This window comes from Actinoplanes sp. G11-F43, from assembly GCF_050589265.1.
GTDB lineage: Bacteria > Actinomycetota > Actinomycetes > Mycobacteriales > Micromonosporaceae > Actinoplanes.
This window is the reverse complement of record NZ_JBNZCE010000007.1, coordinates 86,029-101,949: the sequence shown is the minus strand read 5'-3', so window position 1 is coordinate 101,949 and position 15,921 is coordinate 86,029. Positions and strand designations below refer to the sequence as shown.

At 71.7% G+C, this 15,921-nt stretch carries 15 protein-coding genes and 1 pseudogene; 5 read left to right on the top strand and 11 right to left on the bottom strand.

The window, feature by feature from the left end; translation table 11 throughout:
• Positions 1-105: 105 nt before the first annotated feature.
• Genes panD through ACQ0O7_RS08810 form a run of 3 tightly spaced genes read right to left on the bottom strand, consistent with a single transcriptional unit; the run spans position 106 to position 2,212 of the window.
• A complete protein-coding gene (gene panD, locus ACQ0O7_RS08820) occupies positions 106-522 on the bottom strand; it encodes an aspartate 1-decarboxylase (RefSeq protein ID WP_430781319.1) in 417 nt (138 codons plus the stop codon).
• Positions 522-1,355, bottom strand: a complete 834-nt coding sequence (panC, locus tag ACQ0O7_RS08815) for a pantoate--beta-alanine ligase (protein WP_430781318.1) — start codon at positions 1,353-1,355, stop codon at positions 522-524. Before panC ends, panD begins: the two co-directional genes overlap by 1 nt.
• Positions 1,352-2,212, bottom strand: coding sequence for a Rossmann-like and DUF2520 domain-containing protein (locus ACQ0O7_RS08810; protein ID WP_430781317.1), 861 nt, complete (start codon positions 2,210-2,212; stop codon positions 1,352-1,354). The genes panC and ACQ0O7_RS08810 overlap by 4 nt, the downstream gene beginning before the upstream one ends.
• A gap of 208 nt (positions 2,213-2,420) precedes the next feature.
• Between ACQ0O7_RS08810 and ACQ0O7_RS08805 the strand changes: the two genes are divergently transcribed.
• Complete coding sequence (locus ACQ0O7_RS08805) at positions 2,421-3,401, top strand: SAM-dependent methyltransferase (protein ID WP_430781316.1); 981 nt, start codon at positions 2,421-2,423, stop codon at positions 3,399-3,401.
• 56 nt (positions 3,402-3,457) lie between these two features.
• Entirely contained in the window at positions 3,458-4,543 is a 1,086-nt protein-coding gene (locus ACQ0O7_RS08800) for an NADH-quinone oxidoreductase subunit D (protein ID WP_430781384.1), read from the top strand.
• Positions 4,544-4,547: 4 nt separating this feature from the next.
• On the opposite strand, the gene ACQ0O7_RS08795 is transcribed toward ACQ0O7_RS08800, so the two are convergent.
• From ACQ0O7_RS08795 to folP, 8 genes and pseudogenes are all read right to left on the bottom strand, one after another.
• Entirely contained in the window at positions 4,548-6,515 is a 1,968-nt protein-coding gene (locus ACQ0O7_RS08795) for a hypothetical protein (RefSeq protein ID WP_430781315.1), read from the bottom strand.
• A 303-nt stretch (positions 6,516-6,818) separates the two neighbouring features.
• A complete protein-coding gene (locus ACQ0O7_RS08790) occupies positions 6,819-7,310 on the bottom strand; it encodes a hypothetical protein (RefSeq protein WP_430781314.1) in 492 nt (163 codons plus the stop codon).
• A 59-nt stretch (positions 7,311-7,369) separates the two neighbouring features.
• Complete coding sequence (locus ACQ0O7_RS08785) at positions 7,370-7,651, bottom strand: hypothetical protein (protein ID WP_430781313.1); 282 nt, start codon at positions 7,649-7,651, stop codon at positions 7,370-7,372.
• Positions 7,652-7,665: 14 nt separating this feature from the next.
• Positions 7,666-8,886 carry an ABC transporter permease gene (locus ACQ0O7_RS08780; protein ID WP_430781312.1) on the bottom strand — a complete coding sequence of 407 codons (1,221 nt, stop codon included), beginning with the start codon at positions 8,884-8,886 and terminating at the stop codon, positions 7,666-7,668.
• Between the two features lie 142 nt (positions 8,887-9,028).
• Entirely contained in the window at positions 9,029-9,547 is a 519-nt protein-coding gene (locus ACQ0O7_RS08775) for a DUF3180 domain-containing protein (protein ID WP_430781310.1), read from the bottom strand.
• A complete protein-coding gene (folK, locus tag ACQ0O7_RS08770; protein ID WP_430781309.1) occupies positions 9,544-10,068 on the bottom strand; it encodes a 2-amino-4-hydroxy-6-hydroxymethyldihydropteridine diphosphokinase in 525 nt (174 codons plus the stop codon). Before folK ends, ACQ0O7_RS08775 begins: the two co-directional genes overlap by 4 nt.
• Positions 10,065-10,436, bottom strand: coding sequence for a dihydroneopterin aldolase (gene folB, locus ACQ0O7_RS08765; protein WP_430781308.1), 372 nt, complete (start codon positions 10,434-10,436; stop codon positions 10,065-10,067). The genes folK and folB overlap by 4 nt, the downstream gene beginning before the upstream one ends.
• A 176-nt stretch (positions 10,437-10,612) precedes the next feature.
• Positions 10,613-11,425: pseudogene (gene folP, locus ACQ0O7_RS08760) on the bottom strand (dihydropteroate synthase); the annotation flags it as partial.
• 365 nt (positions 11,426-11,790) lie between these two features.
• On the opposite strand from folP, the gene ACQ0O7_RS08755 reads away from it, so the two are divergent.
• The 3 genes from ACQ0O7_RS08755 to ACQ0O7_RS08745 are packed head-to-tail and all read left to right on the top strand — an operon-like array spanning position 11,791 to position 15,920.
• Positions 11,791-12,054 carry a hypothetical protein gene (locus tag ACQ0O7_RS08755; protein ID WP_430781306.1) on the top strand — a complete coding sequence of 88 codons (264 nt, stop codon included), beginning with the start codon at positions 11,791-11,793 and terminating at the stop codon, positions 12,052-12,054.
• 1 nt (position 12,055) lies between these two features.
• Positions 12,056-12,418 (top strand): hypothetical protein, encoded by a 363-nt coding sequence (locus ACQ0O7_RS08750; protein ID WP_430781305.1) that lies wholly within the window; start codon positions 12,056-12,058, stop codon positions 12,416-12,418.
• A gap of 37 nt (positions 12,419-12,455) precedes the next feature.
• Complete coding sequence (locus tag ACQ0O7_RS08745; RefSeq protein ID WP_430781304.1) at positions 12,456-15,920, top strand: ATP-binding protein; 3,465 nt, start codon at positions 12,456-12,458, stop codon at positions 15,918-15,920.
• Position 15,921: the final 1 nt, after the last annotated feature.

Below are 15,921 nucleotides of genomic sequence, written 5' to 3'. Positions count from 1 at the left end.
CGCCCACTGTATGGGGATACGGCCTGCTGGGGAGGTCGATTCGGCAAAGCGTGGCGCCGTCCGGCGCGGATCGGACCGGAAGTGACCACGCGGGCTGAGCTCGGGTCAGGCGAAGGCGGCGCGGACCGGGTCACCGGCCATTCCGTCGACCGCCTCGGCCGGATCGGCGCCCAGTTCGATCACCCGGTTCGCGGCGTCCACGTGCACGATCCGGGGCTGGTAGGCGCGGGCCTCGGCGTCGTCCATCTGCCCGTAGGAGATCAGGATGACCAGGTCGCCCGGGTGCACCAGATGGGCGGCGGCGCCGTTGATGCCGATCACGCCGCTGCCCCGCGCCCCGGGGATCACGTACGTCTCCAGGCGGGCGCCGTTCGTCACGTCGACGATCGCCACCAACTCGCCGGGCAGCAGGTCGGCCGCGTCCAGCAGATCAAGGTCGACGGTGACCGAGCCGACGTAGTGCAGGTCGGCCTGCGTCACGGTGGCCCGGTGGATCTTCGACTTGAGCATGGTCCGGAGCATCAGGCGCCCTTCCGCAGCGTCAGTGGCACGTTGTCGATCAGTCGGGTGGTGCCGACCCGGGCGGCCACCAGCAGGCGGGCCGGGCCCTCCACCGGGGCGGCGGCCAGGTCGGCGCCGGTCAGCGCCAGGTAGTCCACCCGCACCTCGGGCTCCCCGGCCAGGATCTTGTGGGCGGTGGCCAGGACCGATTCCGGGTCGGTGTGGGTGGCGCCCTCCCGCAGCGCCCGGGACAGGGCCAGAGCGGACCGGCGCTGGTCCGCGGAGAGGTACCGGTTGCGGCTGGACAGGGCCAGACCATCCGGTTCCCGTACGGTCGGGACGCCCCGGATCTCCACCGGCAGCTCCAGATCACGGGCCATCCGCCGGATCAGGGCCAGCTGCTGGTAGTCCTTCTCGCCGAAATAGGCCACGCCGGCGCGGGTGAGCAGCAGCAGCTTCTCCACCACGGTGAGCATCCCGGAGAAGTGGCCGGGACGGCTGGCGCCCTCCAGGATGTCGCCGAGCGGCCCCGGCTGCATGGTGATCGACGGCGCGCCGTGCGGGTAGACGTCGTCCCGGCTCGGCGCGAAGACCACCGGCACCCCCTCGGCCCGGCAGGCCGCCAGATCCTCGTCGAGGGTGCGCGGGTACTTCTCGTAGTCCTCGCCCGGCCCGAACTGGAGCGGGTTCACGAAGATCGTCACGACCACGAAGGCGGACCGCTCCCGGGCCACGCGCATCAGCTGCCGGTGCCCCTCGTGCAGGGCCCCCATGGTCATCACGACGGCGATCTCTCCGGCCGCCTCGTCCAGCACGCTCGCCAGATCGTCGCGGGTGTGCACCAGGGTGGTCATGTGTGACTCCTCGACTCGGCGCGGGCGGCCAGCACGTCCAGCAGCGCGGTGGCGTCCCGCGGGCGCAGCCGGCCGGAGGCGATCGCCCGGTCCGCGGTGCGCCGGGCCATCGCCAGGTAGGCCGGCACCGCTTCAGCGGGCATCCGGTCCAGGTGCTTGCCGACGGTGCCGGCGTCTCCCCGGGAGACCGGGCCGGTCAGTGCGGCGTCGCCCATCCGCAGCGCGTTGTCCAGCGCCGCGGTAAGCAGCGGGGCCAGCACCCGGCCGGGCTCCCCGACACCCGCCGCCCGCAGCACGTCGGCGGCCTCGTTGACCAGGGTGACCAGGTGGTTCGCGCCGTGTGCCAGGGCCGCGTGGTAGACCGGCCGGGACTCCTCGGCGATCCACTCCGGGACACCGCCCAGGTCGGCGACCAGCCGGGTGGCGAAGGCCCGGTCCGGCGCGGTCACCCCCCAGGCGATGCCGGGCAGCCGGTCCAGGTCGGTGTCCGCGCCGGTGAAGGTCATCGCGGGGTGCAGCGCCATGCCGTTCACATCGCCCAGAACCGCCAGTCCATGAGCCCCGGAGGTGTGCGCGACCACCTGGCCGGGACGCAGCGCCCCGGTCCGGTCCAGGCCCGCGGCCACCGCCGCGAGGTGGTCGTCCGGCACGGCCAGCAGCAGCAGATCGGTGGCCGCGTGGGCCACCTCGTCGGCGGGGAGCACGGCGGCGCCCGGAAGCAGCCGGGCCGCGCGCTCGCGGGAGGCGGTGGACACCGCGGCGGCGGCGACCACCCGGTGGCCGGCCCGGTCCAGTGCCGCGCCCAGCACGGCACCGACCCGCCCGGCGCCGATGACGCCGACGGTCAGAGATCTCATCCTCGGATCCAGTCCTCGAAGTGGGGTACCGGTCGGCCGCCAGTATGCGCCGGTGTAACACGCCTGTGACAACGGCGTGTGAAGAACCGCACCACCGCATCCGCCCGGCGGTCGCCGGACGGTCCGGTGTGCCGACGGACCTCGCGCGGACGACACAGGGCGCCTCCGGTGCGCCTGTGGGGCCGTGTGGCGTACAAAATGCGGGGTTATGGGTTCGGGGTGGCGTTCGGCCATGCAGACGGCGCTGTACGGCGCTGACGGGTTCTTCGTGCGGGAGAGGGAGGGGCCGGCCGATCATTTCCGGACGAGCGTGCACGCGTCGCCGTTGTTCGCCGGAGCGCTGGCCCGGTTCGCCGAACGGGTCGACGCGGCGCTGGGGCATCCGGCCGTGTTCGATCTGGTGGACGTCGGGGCCGGGCGCGGCGAACTGCTCACCACCCTGCTGGCGCACCTGCCGGCCGACCTGGCCGGGCGGGTCCGGGCCACCGCCGTCGAGGTCGCGCCACGTCCGGCCGGGCTGGATCCGGCAGTGCGCTGGCGGCCGGAACCGCCGGCCGGGACCACCGGGCTGCTGCTGGCCACCGAATGGCTGGACAACGTGCCACTGGACGTGCTGGAGACCGACGGGCGGGGACGGCTGCGAAAAGTGCTGGTGGACCCGGCCACCGGCACCGAGACGCTCGGCGAACCCGCCGATCCGGCTGATCTGTTCTGGACCAGCCGGTGGTGGCCGGGCGCGGGCCGGATCGAGGTCGGCTGGCCCCGCGACCGGGCCTGGGCCGCCGCCGTCGACTCGGTGCGGCACGGCGTCGCGCTCTGCGTCGACTACGGGCACGTGCGGGCCGGGCGGCCGGCGTTCGGCACCCTGACCGGATTCCGCGGCGGGCGGCAGGTCCACCCGGTGCCGGACGGCACCTGCGACGTCACCGCACACGTGGCGATGGACTCGGTGGCCGCGGCGACCGGGATCCCGCATCGGATGATCCGCCAGCGGGAGGCACTGCGATCGCTCGGAGTGGACGGTTCCCGGCCGCCGCTCGACCTCGCCCGCACCGACCCGGCCGGCTATCTGCGCCGGCTCTCCACCGCCGGCGCCGCCGCCGAACTCACCGATCCGGCCGGCCTCGGCGGCCACTGGTGGCTCTGGCACCACATCGGCACCGGCGGCCGTGACACCATGCTGGGGTGACCGACGCCCTGCGAGAGATCACCGTCGGCACCGGAACCGGCCTGGACACGGCCGACATGGTGCTCAACATCGGGCCGCAGCACCCGTCCACCCACGGGGTGCTCCGGCTCAAACTCAAGCTGGACGGCGAACGCGTCGTCGAGTGCGAGCCCATCGTCGGCTACATGCACCGGGGCGCCGAGAAACTGTTCGAGGTCCGCGACTACCGGCAGATCATCATGCTGGCCAACCGGCACGACTGGCTGTCCGCGTTCTCCAACGAACTCGGCGTGGTCCTCGCCGTCGAACGGCTGATGGGCATCGAGGTGCCGGAGCGCGCCACCTGGCTGCGGATGGCCCTGGCCGAACTGAACCGGGTGCTCAACCACCTGATGTTCCTCGGCTCGTACCCGCTGGAGATCGGCGCGATCACCCCGATGTTCTACGCGTTCCGGGAGCGCGAAACCCTCCAGGCGGTGATGGAGGAGGTCTCCGGCGGCCGGATCCACTACATGTTCAACCGGGTCGGCGGGCTCAAGGAGGAGATCCCGGCCGGGTGGACGAAACGGGCCCGGCAGGCGGTCGCGGCGGTCCGGCGGCGGATGCCCGACCTGGACGCGATCATCCACCGCAACGACATCTTCATGGCCCGCACGGTCGGGGTGGGCGTGCTGAGCGCCGAGGACGCCGCCGCCTACGGCGCCTCCGGACCGGTGGCCCGGGCGAGCGGTCTGGATTTCGACGTACGCCGGGACGAGCCCTACCTGTTCTACGACCAGCTCGACCTGCCCGTGGTGACCCGGACCACCGGCGACTGCCATGCCCGGTTCGCCGTCCTGCTGGAACAGGTCACCGTCTCCCTCGACCTGATCGACCAGTGCCTGGACCGGGTGGAACGCGTCGGCGGGCCGGTCAACGTGCGACTGCCCAAGGTGGTCAAGGCGCCGGAGGGGCACACCTACGCCTGGACCGAGAACCCGCTCGGTGTCAACGGGTACTACCTGGTCTCCCGCGGCGAGAAGACACCGTGGCGACTCAAACTGCGGACCGCGTCGTACGCCAACGTGCAGGCCCTGGCCACCCTCATCCCGGGCTGCCTGGTGCCGGATCTGATCGCCATCCTCGGGTCGATGTTCTTCGTCGTCGGAGACATCGACAAGTAGCGTCCTACCAGTTGTTCTGGCTGCTGTCGTAGCCCGGCATGTTCGCGAAGTCGGCCAGCGAGCCGACGTTGGTGTCGTTCGCGGACGGACGGTGCCGGCGGGCCTTGTACTGGGCGGTGCTCTCGCTCGGGCGCTTCTGGTCGTAGTCGCCCTGGTCGTAGTCGCCCTGGTCGTAGTCGCCCTGGTCGTAGTCGCCCTGGTCGTAGTCCTTCGACTCGTAGTCGTTCGCGGCATAGTCGGTCGACGGGTAATCGGACGAGCCGTACTCGTTCGCCCCGTAGTCGTTGCCGGCATAGCCGTTGGCCGGCTCGTTCGCTGCCGCGTAGCCGTCGACGGGCTCGTTCGCTCCGGCATAGCCGTCGACAGCGCCGAAGTCGCCGTCCGGGGCATCCGGGCGGCCGTACTGCGGGCCGGGCCGGACAGCGGCGCGGGCACCGGGAGGCGCGATCATCCCGTTCGGACCGGGTGCCATGCCGTTCGCGCCGGGACGGCCGTTCGGGCCGGGGCCACCGTGGTTGCCGGACCGACCGCTCGGACCGTGGGTACCAGTGCCAGCGCTACCGATACCGGGGCCGCCAGAACCGGGGCCGGGGCCGCCGGAGCGGCCGCCGGGACCGGGACCGTGTGGACCGGGGCCGCTGGGGCCTCCGTGCCTGTTGCCCGAGGACGCGCCGCCGGAGCCGGGGCGGACACCGGGGCCGTTCGGACCCGGACCGTTTCCGCCGGGACCGTTCGGGCCGGGACCGCCGGGACCGCTCGGGGGCACCGAGCCCGGGACCGACGCGGCGGCTCGGGGACGCGGCACCGGGCCGGGTGGCATCATCGTGCCGGCGGAGGCACGGGCCACCCCGGCCGAACCGGCGGCCGCCGGGATCGGGGCGCTCGCACGACCGGGAGTGGCCGTTCCGGAAGCCGGGCCGGTCGTCATTCCCGGACCGGTCGGCAGTCCCGGGCCGTTCACCTGGGCCGCGCCGGCACTCGCCGTGCGGGCCGGGGAGACCGGGTGGGCCATTCCGGGGACCGAGGCGCGTCCTCCGCCCGCGGGCACCGAGGCACGGCCGCCACCGGGACCGGCGGGCTGAGCGTCCGGCTGGAAACCGTCGCCGTATCCGTCGCCCTGGTCGTCGTACCCGCCGCCGGTCTGGTCCTGGTATCCGTCGCCGTGCTCCTGGTATCCGCCGTTCTGATCCGGGTAGCCGTTGCCCTGGTCCTGGTACCCATTGGCCTGATCCGGGTAGCCGCTGGCCTGATCCGGGTAACCGGCGCCCTGGCCCTGGTAGCCGTTGTTCTCGTCCTGGTAGCCGTAACCGGAGTCGACGTAGCCGTATCCCGGCACCGCGTCCTCGTAGCCCTGGCCGTTGTCGTAGCCCTGGCCGTCGTAGCCCTGCCCGTCGAAGCTCTGGCCGTCATAACCTTCGCCGTACCCCTGGGCATCAGGCTGGCCGCCGCCGTAGACCGCCGGCGCGGGCGGGGCCGGCTGGGTGACGAACTTGGTGTTGGGCTGCTGCGGGTACTCCGGCTGCGGGATGGCCTGCGACGGGAAGTCCGGCTGCGGGATCGCCTGGGACGGGAAGTCCGGCTGCTCGGCGAAGGCCGGATCACCGCCGTACACCTGCGGCGGGGGCGCGCCGACCTGGGCCCGGCCCGGATTGCGCACCGGCAGCGGCGGCCGGGACGCGTCCGGCTCGGCGGCCGGCGTGGCGGCCGCGAACTCGGCGCGCAGCTCACGGCGCAGCGTCTCGACCTCTTCGGCGACGCGGTCCTCCACGTCCATCCGGAGCAGCACCGGATCGGCGCGGATCAGCATCGACGCCCCGATCAGCACCACGCTCACGGCGACCAGCACCACGGCGAACGCGGTGGAACCGATCAGCGCCACGGCGGCCGCGATCGGAGCGAGCACGACGCCCGCCCAGACGAGGCCGCGCAGCAGGAGAGCGCTGTGTCCCGCTTGGGAGTCCCGTTCCGGCATGGGCGCAGATGTTACCGAGAGTGCGTCTCCGGCAAAACCGTCGATCGTGGTACGGCACGTTCATACCAGGTAAAGCGGTTTCGCGGTCCGCGAAACCTGACCGGGAAGGCCGGTCCGGGGCAGCGGACCGGCCTTCGTCTCATCGGGCGTGCGGCCCGGAGGCGGCACTCAGATCGGTCGCGGCACTCAGATCGGTGGCGGCGTTCAGCTTGAACCGGCGCTCCGATCGGTGGCGTCGCTCAGCAGGGACGCCGCTCAGCGATGACGCCGCTCAGCAGGGACGCCGCTCAGCGATGACGCCGCTCAGCGGGTGCCGCGATAGCCGCCCAGCGAGGCCAGGCCGATGATCCAGCCGACGAAGAAGCCGTACTGGGCGCCGGAACCGGCCGCGTTGAACGCGCCGAGCAGGGACGGGTTGTCGAAGAAGAGCGTGGCGAGCAGGGCGGCGAACGCGCCGGCGAAGACGTACGCGGCCCAGCCGGCCAGGAACTGGCTGATCGTGCCGCGGGCCCGGGCCAGCTGTGAGCCGGGCAGCAGATAGAGGAAGAGTGCGGTCAGCACGACCACCAGGATCGCCTTGAGGTCGCCGACGATGACGTCCCGGATCGAGTCGCTGGTGTCGAAACTCCAGCGCGGCCAGGACAGCAGCCGCAGCCACCATCCGCCCGCGGTGCCCGGGTTGGTGTTCTCTTGGGACCATTCGGCGTACCAGGGGCTGCCGAAGACCAGGACGAGTATCAGTGCGGCAAGCGTGCCCGCACCGGGTGCGGATTTGTAACGGTTACCGAGAGCCATACCCAGCGAATTCCCAGCCGGGTACGGCTCTCAAACGATGATCCTCGCTACCCCGGCGGCTACCTGCTCAGATAGTCGATGAACGCGGCCCGCAGCAGCGGCTCCTGCTCGCCCAGATCATGGCCCTCGAACTCGCGCCACAGGGCGACCGCCTCGTCCACGGTCGGGCCGATCGAGTGCGGCGCGCCGTCCAGTGAGGCGGCGTCGGCGGCGTCCGGCAGGTGCTTGAACACCGACCAGAAGAACGCCACGTCACGCTTCTCCCGGGCCTTGGCGAAGGCCTGCTCGCGCAGTGCGTCGGTGGAAAGGGCGTCCAGTTCGGCGAAGCTGGGCGTAGTCATATCAAAAGCATAGATCAACGATTCGTACCCCACGGGCCGTCGTCCCAGCGGTCGCTGCGCGGCGCCGGGGTGGCCGGGGTGCTCCACGTCTCTGGCAGGGTCGGCGACCAGGCGGGGCCGCCGGACGGTGCGGCGTTCCACTCCTCACCGGAGCCGGGGAGGTACGGCGCACCGTACGACTCGACGAACCGGGTCACCACCAGACCGGCGGTGAGGAGGCTCGCCGCGATGGCGAACAGAGCGATGTCGAGGTCGCGGAGCTCCTCGTACCGCAGGAAGAGGGTCAGCGCGGTGACCGCGAACAGTGTGCCGAAGATGCCGCCGCGCCGCCCGTAGGCGCTGGTGCCGGCCAGCAGCGCCAGGCCGAAGCCGACGCCGGTCCACTCCAGGCCGGTGGCCGGCTGGATCGGGCCGGCCGACTGGGCCGCGATCAGCACCCCGGCGCCGGTCGCCAGCAGCGCCGAGATGACCAGGGCGAACACCGCCGGGACCGCGGCCGCGGCGCCCCGGCGGCGGGCCGGGTCGGCGACCGGCCGCATCCGGCCGACGAACCGGCGCACCGGGCCGATCGCGCCGATCGCCGCACCCAGCACGGCCAGCAGCGCGAACGCGCCGAACAGCACGAACGCCTGGGCGGTCGGGTCCCAGTCGCCCTGCACGTCGACCGGGCCGGTGCGCAGCTGCACGAAGACGATGACACCGAGGGCGGCGGCCAGCGAGGCGGTCCAGCCGGGCACGTGCAGCACCACCACCAGCAGGGCCAGGGCCAGGCCGCCGGCCGCGGCGATGATCAGGGCCGGGACGAGAGCCTGGAGTACGCCGTCGTCGCCGTTCTCCGCGTACTGCAGGGCCGAGGCCAGCGCGATCGGGCCGATCGCCAGATTGGGCACGCCGGCCCGCAGGGTGAGGCCGGCGGCGATGGTCAGCGCGCCGATCGCGGCGCCGGTGACGAGCAGGGTGTCCAGGGCCGGGCGTTGCAGGGCGGCGGAGTCCTCACGCCACAGCAGGAAGCCGATCACCCCGGCGGCGACCAGGAGCATGACCTCCCAGCCGAGATGGATGCCGAGCCGGTCCCGCCCGTCGTCCTCGGGGGCCGGGCCGACCGGGGCGCGCAGGGACTGGTCGAGGGTGCTGGCGGTGGTGTCGTCGTACTGCACACGACGCCGGTAGGCGGCCGGGTCGGTGTCGGTCGGGTCGCTTCCGGACCGGCGGAAGGTGGTGTCGTCGTACGCCATGGTCCGCGCCTCCTAACGCCTCCACGAGCGGTTGAAGGCGCACGCTACTTCGCTGTGGCCTGCCCGCCGCAAAGCATACGGATTCGAGAGGTCCTCAGTTCAGAGCCTAGAACTCTTCGACAAACGTCGACAGATGAGAGTCTCAGCGGCGGCCGGTCGGGCGGTCCGAGTCGTCGTCCTCGTGGTCCGGCCGGTCCGGCACCCGGCAGGCGCGCTCCAGCCACAGCGCGGCCACGATCAAGGCGACCGCGGTGACCAGAGTGGTGGCCGCGACCGGCACTCCGGAGGCGGCCTCGTCGGTCGGCTCCAGCACCAGCCAGACCAGCAGTCCGCTGGAGAAGCCGGCGGAGAGCGCACCGACCAGAGAGGACGCCTTGGCCAAAGCGGCGTACCGGGCGACGGCCAGCGGCTGCACCGGCGGGGAGCCGGGCCGGCGCTGGATCCGGGCGCTGGTGTTCTGCGCGAGGTAGGCCTCGGCGATCGCGAGCACCGCCAGCACGCCGGCACCGGTCCACGGCAGCGGCGAGATCCGGTAGAAGAGGTCACTCGTGGAGATCAGCAGCCAGGCGGTGGCGGCAGCCGCCAGCGCGGCCACCACCAGCGTCGACGCACTGGTCGGTCGCAGCGAGGGATCGGGCCGGCCGTCCGGGTTGGCGCTCACCCCGTCGACTCTATCGAGAGGTCCGGCCGGAGGCTCACCCCGGCGACGTCGGCGGCCACCTCGGGCGTGTCCAGCAGGGCCGCGATCGGGCCGTGGCCGGGCAGTTCGGCGTCCGGTTCGATGGCGTGCCACGGCACCAGGACGAAGGCCCGCAGATGCGCGCGCGGATGCGGCAGGGTCAACTCGGGATCGTCGTCGATCACCGGCCGTCCGTCCGCCCAGACGGCGATCACGTCCACGTCGAGGGTCCGCGGCCCGAAGCGGCGGTCCGGGTCCCGGACGCGGCCCGCGGCGGTCTCCCGGGCATGGGCGCGGGTCAGCCAGTCCCGCGCGGTCGCGGTGGGATCGTCGATCACGACCACGGCATTGAGGTACGGGGGTTGAGCGCTGTCTCCCCACGGCGGCGTCTCGTAGAGCCCGGAGACGCGGATCACACCAGGGCCGAGTCCGGCGACCGCGGCCCGCAGGTTCGCCGGCCGGTCGCCCAGGTTGCCGCCGATCGACAGGACCGCCCGGCTCACCTCTTCTCCCCCGCGCTCCGGCGCAGGGTGACCGCGACGTCGGCGAACTCGTGCGGGATCGGGGCCTGCGGCTTGTGCACGGTCACCTCGGCGGCGGTCACCCGGGGATCGGCCAGGCAGACGTCGAGCAGCCGGTCGGCGAGCCGTTCCAGGAGGTTTACCGGTTCGCCGGTGAGCACCCCGACCAGGGCGGTGGCCAGCTCGCCGTAGTGGACGGTGTCGGTGACGTCGTCACTGGCGGCGGCCGGGCCCAGGTCGAGATCGAGGGTCACGTCGACGATGAAGTCCTGGCCCTGCTCGCGTTCGAAGTCGTAGACACCGTGGTTGCCCCGGGCCCGCAGTCCGCTCAGCGTGATCCGTCCGGTCATCGGTTCTCCCCGTCGCTGCTCTTGTCCGGCTCTCCGGACGTACCGGCCGCACTTCTCTTGTCCGGCTCTCCGGACGTACCGGCCGCACTGCTCTTGTCCGGCCCTCCGGACGTACCGGCCGCACTGCTCTTGTCCGGCCCTCCGGACGTACCGGCCGCACTGCTCTTGTCCGGCCCTCCGGGCGTACCGCGCAATCGGGGTGACCCGGTGGCCCGCCAGACCGCGAGCGCGTCGGCCGTCGCCCGCACCTCGTGGACCCGGACGCCCCAGGCGCCGGCGGCGACCGCCAGTAGAGAGGTGGCGAGGGTGGCCGCCTCCCGGCCGTCCACCGGGCGCGGCGTGCCGTCCGGACCGGCCAGCAACCGGCCCAGGTAGGTCTTGCGGCTGGCCGCGAAGAGCACCGGGAACCCCAGATCGATCAGCGCGCCCAGGCCGGCGCTGAGCGCCCAGTTGTGTTCGGGCAGTTTGGCGAAGCCGAGCCCGGGATCGAGCACGATCATCGACGGATCGACACCGGCGGCGATCGCCTCGTCGGCGCGGGCCCGCAGTTCGTCCCGGACCTCGGCGACCACATCGTGGTAGACCGCGAGCTTCTGCATGTCGCGGGAGTGCCCACGCCAGTGCATCAGGATCCAGGGGCAGCCGGCGGCCGCGGCGACCGAGGCCATGTCCGGGTCGGCGAGGCCGCCGGAGACGTCGTTGATCACCACGGCGCCGGCACCGAGGGCGGCTTCGGCGACAGCCGCACGGGTGGTGTCGATGCTGACCGGTACGCCCTGGGCGAACAAGCGCTCGATCACCGGAACGACCCTGTCGATCTCGGTTCGCGCGTCCACCCGCCCCGCGCCGGGCCGTGTCGACTCGCCACCCACATCGATGACGTGCGCGCCTTCCCGAAAAAGTGCGATGCCATGTTGAACCGCGGCGTCGAGGTCGGTGTATCTCCCACCGTCAGAGAAGGAGTCCGGCGTGACGTTGAGGACACCCATCACTACCGGGTGATCTCGGCGAAGCAGTTCAGCCCCTGTGAGCTGCGACTCTGTCGGCGAAGTGGACACACGTGAAGGGTACGGGGCAGCAGTGATTCGAACACGCGTACGATGCCACGTGACTCAGATTCACGCACTCCTTCACCTTGGGTAACGAAACGGAAGCTTGTTGCTCGCAAGTACGGGCCGTACTCTTCGGATCTGGGCATCATGAAGTGACCGAAGAGAGCAGAGACGAGCATGGCAGTGCCCGAACGACTCACTCGACGCGGTGAGTCAGAGGTAGCACCATATGGGCGTTGCCGTACGGCTTCACAACTGCAGCGTGTCCGTACCCCCCATACCGGACACGGGGAGGTTTACCGATGATCGCCACCGAGCTCTTCATCCTGGCGGCCGAGCCATCAGGCAGCATCAACACCGAAGGAATCGTCACCTTCTTCGCGAGCAACATCGCTCCGATCCTGCTGGCGGTCCTCGGCGTGATCTTCATCGGCCGCGCCAGCCGCGGCGAGATCTCCAAGGTCCTCACCAGCTCGGCGATCGCGATCGTGGGCCTGGCGTTCATCGCCGGTGCGGCCACGCTCTTCTTCGTCGGCGAGTCGATCATCGACCTGATCTTCAACTGAGATGCGGCTCCGGACCGACGACGACATCTACCGGGCGCGCCTGGTCTACCTCGGCCCGCCCGGCTACACCCTGCCCGTCCACCTGCCCTATGCGCAGTACGGGATGTTCGTGGTCCTGGTGCCGCTCTTCATGCTGATCCACTACGCGCTCACGCTCGACTTCGACCCGTTCCCGGCCTGGGAGATCTCCCTGGCCATGGTCACCACGTCGTACGTGTTCCGCCATGTCGACCCGGACCGTCCGGCCCGTGTCGTCATCCGCACCGCGCTCACCGACTGGCGCCGCACCCGCGAGCCGGCCGTGGAGCAACGCGATCCGAGACTTGTCGCCACTCGCATCCGGGTTCGGGAGGAGTTGGTATGACCAGGTTCCAGGTCGTCCGCGCGCTCGAGGTCCACGCATGACCGGACCCCATCCGCACGGGCATCCCCGGGCGGACGCCTCGTCCCGGGACAGGCAGAGTAACGGTGTGCGTTCGGACAACTACTCATCGCCCGGTTCGCTCGACGACGCCGACGAGCTCGTCACCGCGCCCGGCCACGGTGGAGTGGGCGTTTTCCAGGCGCCACAGCCGGTGCGGCCGCGTCCCTCCGGCATGGACGCCGACCTGGACATCGACTCGCCGTTCCTGGATCTGTTCGGTGGAGCGCCGCCGGCCCGGCCGCCCCGCACCACCCGGACGAGTGATCCTTTCCCGGATGTGCCCCGCACCGCGGTCTCCACACCTCCGGTCGCGCCGCCGCCCGTCGATCCATTGCGCCCGGTCGTCCCGGCACCCACCGAGACCCGGCGTCCGGTCGTCATGCCGCCCGACCCGCCACGTCCGGTCTCGGCCGCGCCGGTGTCGCCTCCTCCGGCCGCCTATTCACCTCCCGTCACCGCCCAGCCGGTCTCCGCGCCACCGTCGGCCTACCCACCTCCCGCCGTCAGCCGGCCGGTCTCCGCGCCACCCGCCGACTTCTCGCCGGCGGCCCCCGCCGCTGATCTCTCGCGCGCGCCGGCCGGGCCCGAGCCGGACTTCTTCCGGGAGAACGGGCACGCCCTGCCACTGGACGGGCCGCCCGCGCCGCCTCCGGACGACGACTGGACCGACTTCGAGGACTGGCCGCCGCAGGCCGGACGGACCACGTCGGCCCCGCTCTGGGACGACCGGCCCACGCCGCTGGCCGCCGCACCCGCGCCCGCACCGGCACCGGCACCGGCTGCCACAGCGCTGCCGGTACCCGTACCGGAAAAGGCCCCCGCTCGTCGCCGGGAGAAGGCGCCCGCCGAACGGAAGCCGAAGAAGGAGCCGAAGCCCCTCCGGCCGCAGAAGCTCAAATTCAACGACCGGGACCCGAGCGTCGAACTGGCGATCAGCGAGATCGCCGGGCACCTGACCTTCACCCAGAGCACCGTCACGGCCTGGTACCACCTGCCCGAGGTGCGCTGGGCCTTCCGCCCGGACGCCGAGCGGGAGGCGCTGCTCAGCGCCATCTCCGAGCAGTACGCGGGCCTCGCCGGTTTCCGGCTGCACCTGCGCCGGACCACCCGCCCGTTCCCGGCCGACGAGTGGGCCCGCACCGTCGACTCGTTCACCGCCCGGCCACTGCCCGACGTGCAGGGCGCCACCTCCTGGTCCGACCACCTGGTCTCGGCCCAACGGCACCTGCTCTCGGTCAACCACGCCGAAGGACAGACATTCCTGGGCGTCACCTTCGCCCGGCGCTCGCTCGGCGACACCCTCTCCGAGCGGATCATGCGTACGTTCGGCAAAGGCACCTCCGACAGCGAACGGCGCAAACTGGGCCGGACCGTCGAACAGTTCGACGAGGTGCTCAACGCGTTCGGCATGCGCGGCCGGCGGGTCACCCCGCAAGAGCTGGAATGGCTGCTCTACCGGTCGGTGGCGCTCGGCATGGCCCCACCCGGACTGCTCTCCCCGGTCTCCAACGGGCACTGGGAGACCGGCGACCTACTCGCGCTCACCGAGGCGGTCGAACGGTACCGGACGCCGTACGGCTCGACCGTCAAACTGGTCAACCGGATGACCGGCGAGGAACGGCACGTCGCGGTGCTCTCCGTCGGCCGGATGGAACCACTGGAGATCCCGGAGAAACACGAGCCGTGGATGCACTTCCACGAACGGCTCCCATGGCCGATGGAACTCTCCTCCCGGATCGACATCCTCGGCGCCACCGGCTCGTTCAAAAACCTCGAACACCGGCTCCGGATGATCCGGTCACAGCAGCTCGACTACGCCGAGCACGGCATCGACGCCCCGCCCGAACTCGAACGGCTCGCCAAACGCGCGCTGGTGATCGGCGACGAGATGACCACCGGCCTGCCCACCGACTCGGCGCGGGCCCACGGCTGGCACCGGATCGCGGTCGGCGGCGCCACCCGGGAAGAGTGCCTGGAACGGGCCCGGCGGCTCATCCAGCTCTACTCCCGCGAACTGCGGATCTCCCTCCAGCACCCGAAGAACCAGGACCAGCTGGCCCGCGAATTCATCCCCGGCGAGCCGATCGCCAACACCGGGTACGTCCGCCGGATGCCCGTCAAACTGCTCGCCGCCGCCCTGCCACAGGCCGCCTCCACCGTCGGTGACCGGCGTGGCGACCTGATCGGGCGTACCGCGGGAACCTGCCGTCGCCCGGTCTTCCTCGACCTGCACTTCCCGATGGAAGTCCGGGAACGCTCCGGCCTCGGCGTGTTCGTGGCCGAACCCGGCGGTGGCAAGTCGACCCTGATGGGCGCGCTCGGCTACCTCAACGCCCGCCGCGGTGTGCAGGTGACCCTGCTCGACCCGTCCGGGCCGCTCGCCCGGCTGTGCCAGATGCCCGAGCTGCGGCCGTACTCGCGGGTGCTCAACCTGACCGGTTCCGAACAGGGCACGCTGGCGCCGTACTCGCTGATCCCGACCCCGGTGCGCTCCGAGTTCACCACCGGGCCGGCCGGCGACCGGGAGTACGAGATCGCCGTCTCCAACGCCCGGGCCGAACGCCGCATGCTCGTGCAGGACATCTGCTCCATGCTGGTGCCACCCCAGGTCGCCAAGGAGGCGTCCACCGCCACCCTGCTCCGGCACGCCGTCCGGCAGGTGCCCGCCGAGGAGACGTCGACACTCGACGACGTGGTCCGTACCCTGCAGGGCCTCGACGCCGACGGCCAGGAACTCGCCAACCTGCTTCTCGACACCGCCGAGATGCCACTCGCGATGCTCTTCTTCGGCCACCCACCCGCGCACCTGCTCGGCGCCGACTCCGCCCTCACCGTGATCACCATGGCCGGTCTGCGGCTACCCGACCTGAAGATCGAACGGGAGTACTGGTCGGCTGAGGAATCCCTCGCCCTGCCGATGCTGCACACCGCCCACCGGCTCGCCGTCCGCCGCTGCTACGGCGGCTCGATGTCGTCCCGCAAAATGGTCGGCCTGGACGAAGCCCACTTCATGGAAGGCTGGCGGTCCGGCCGCTCCTTCCTGGTCCGCCTCGCCCGCGACTCCCGCAAGTGGAACCTGGCGGCGCTGGTCGCCTCCCAGAACCCGCGCGACATCCTCGGCCTGGACGTCCAGAACCTGGTCTCCACCGTCTTCGTCGGCCGGATCGCCGAGGACCAGGAGATCGCCTCCGAGGCGCTGCGCCTGCTCCGAGTGCCCGTTCACGACGGCTACGAGGCGACCCTGGCATCCCTGTCCCAGGTCGACTCGGCGTCCCAGCACCGACTCGGCTTCCGCGAGTTCGTGATGCGGGACGTGGACGGACGGGTCCAGAAAGTGCGCGTCGACGTGTCGTACGTCGACGGTCTGCTCGAACACCTGGATACGACACCGGGCGTGGCGCCGCCGCAGGTAGTGCCACTGCCGTCCGACCTGGAGGTGTGAC

Bases quoted from the DNA above. Each gene is read 5' to 3' on its own strand.
- panD (WP_430781319.1), bottom strand. From the start codon at position 522: ATGCTCCGGACCATGCTCAAGTCGAAGATCCACCGGGCCACCGTGACG.
- panC (WP_430781318.1), bottom strand. From the start codon at position 1,355: ATGACCACCCTGGTGCACACCCGCGACGATCTGGCGAGCGTGCTGGAC.
- ACQ0O7_RS08810 (WP_430781317.1), bottom strand. From the start codon at position 2,212: ATGAGATCTCTGACCGTCGGCGTCATCGGCGCCGGGCGGGTCGGTGCC.
- ACQ0O7_RS08805 (WP_430781316.1), top strand. From the start codon at position 2,421: ATGGGTTCGGGGTGGCGTTCGGCCATGCAGACGGCGCTGTACGGCGCT.
- ACQ0O7_RS08800 (WP_430781384.1), top strand. From the start codon at position 3,458: ATGGTGCTCAACATCGGGCCGCAGCACCCGTCCACCCACGGGGTGCTC.
- ACQ0O7_RS08795 (WP_430781315.1), bottom strand. From the start codon at position 6,515: ATGCCGGAACGGGACTCCCAAGCGGGACACAGCGCTCTCCTGCTGCGC.
- ACQ0O7_RS08790 (WP_430781314.1), bottom strand. From the start codon at position 7,310: ATGGCTCTCGGTAACCGTTACAAATCCGCACCCGGTGCGGGCACGCTT.
- ACQ0O7_RS08785 (WP_430781313.1), bottom strand. From the start codon at position 7,651: ATGACTACGCCCAGCTTCGCCGAACTGGACGCCCTTTCCACCGACGCA.
- ACQ0O7_RS08780 (WP_430781312.1), bottom strand. From the start codon at position 8,886: ATGGCGTACGACGACACCACCTTCCGCCGGTCCGGAAGCGACCCGACC.
- folB (WP_430781308.1), bottom strand. From the start codon at position 10,436: ATGACCGGACGGATCACGCTGAGCGGACTGCGGGCCCGGGGCAACCAC.
- ACQ0O7_RS08755 (WP_430781306.1), top strand. From the start codon at position 11,791: ATGATCGCCACCGAGCTCTTCATCCTGGCGGCCGAGCCATCAGGCAGC.
- ACQ0O7_RS08750 (WP_430781305.1), top strand. From the start codon at position 12,056: ATGCGGCTCCGGACCGACGACGACATCTACCGGGCGCGCCTGGTCTAC.
- ACQ0O7_RS08745 (WP_430781304.1), top strand. From the start codon at position 12,456: ATGACCGGACCCCATCCGCACGGGCATCCCCGGGCGGACGCCTCGTCC.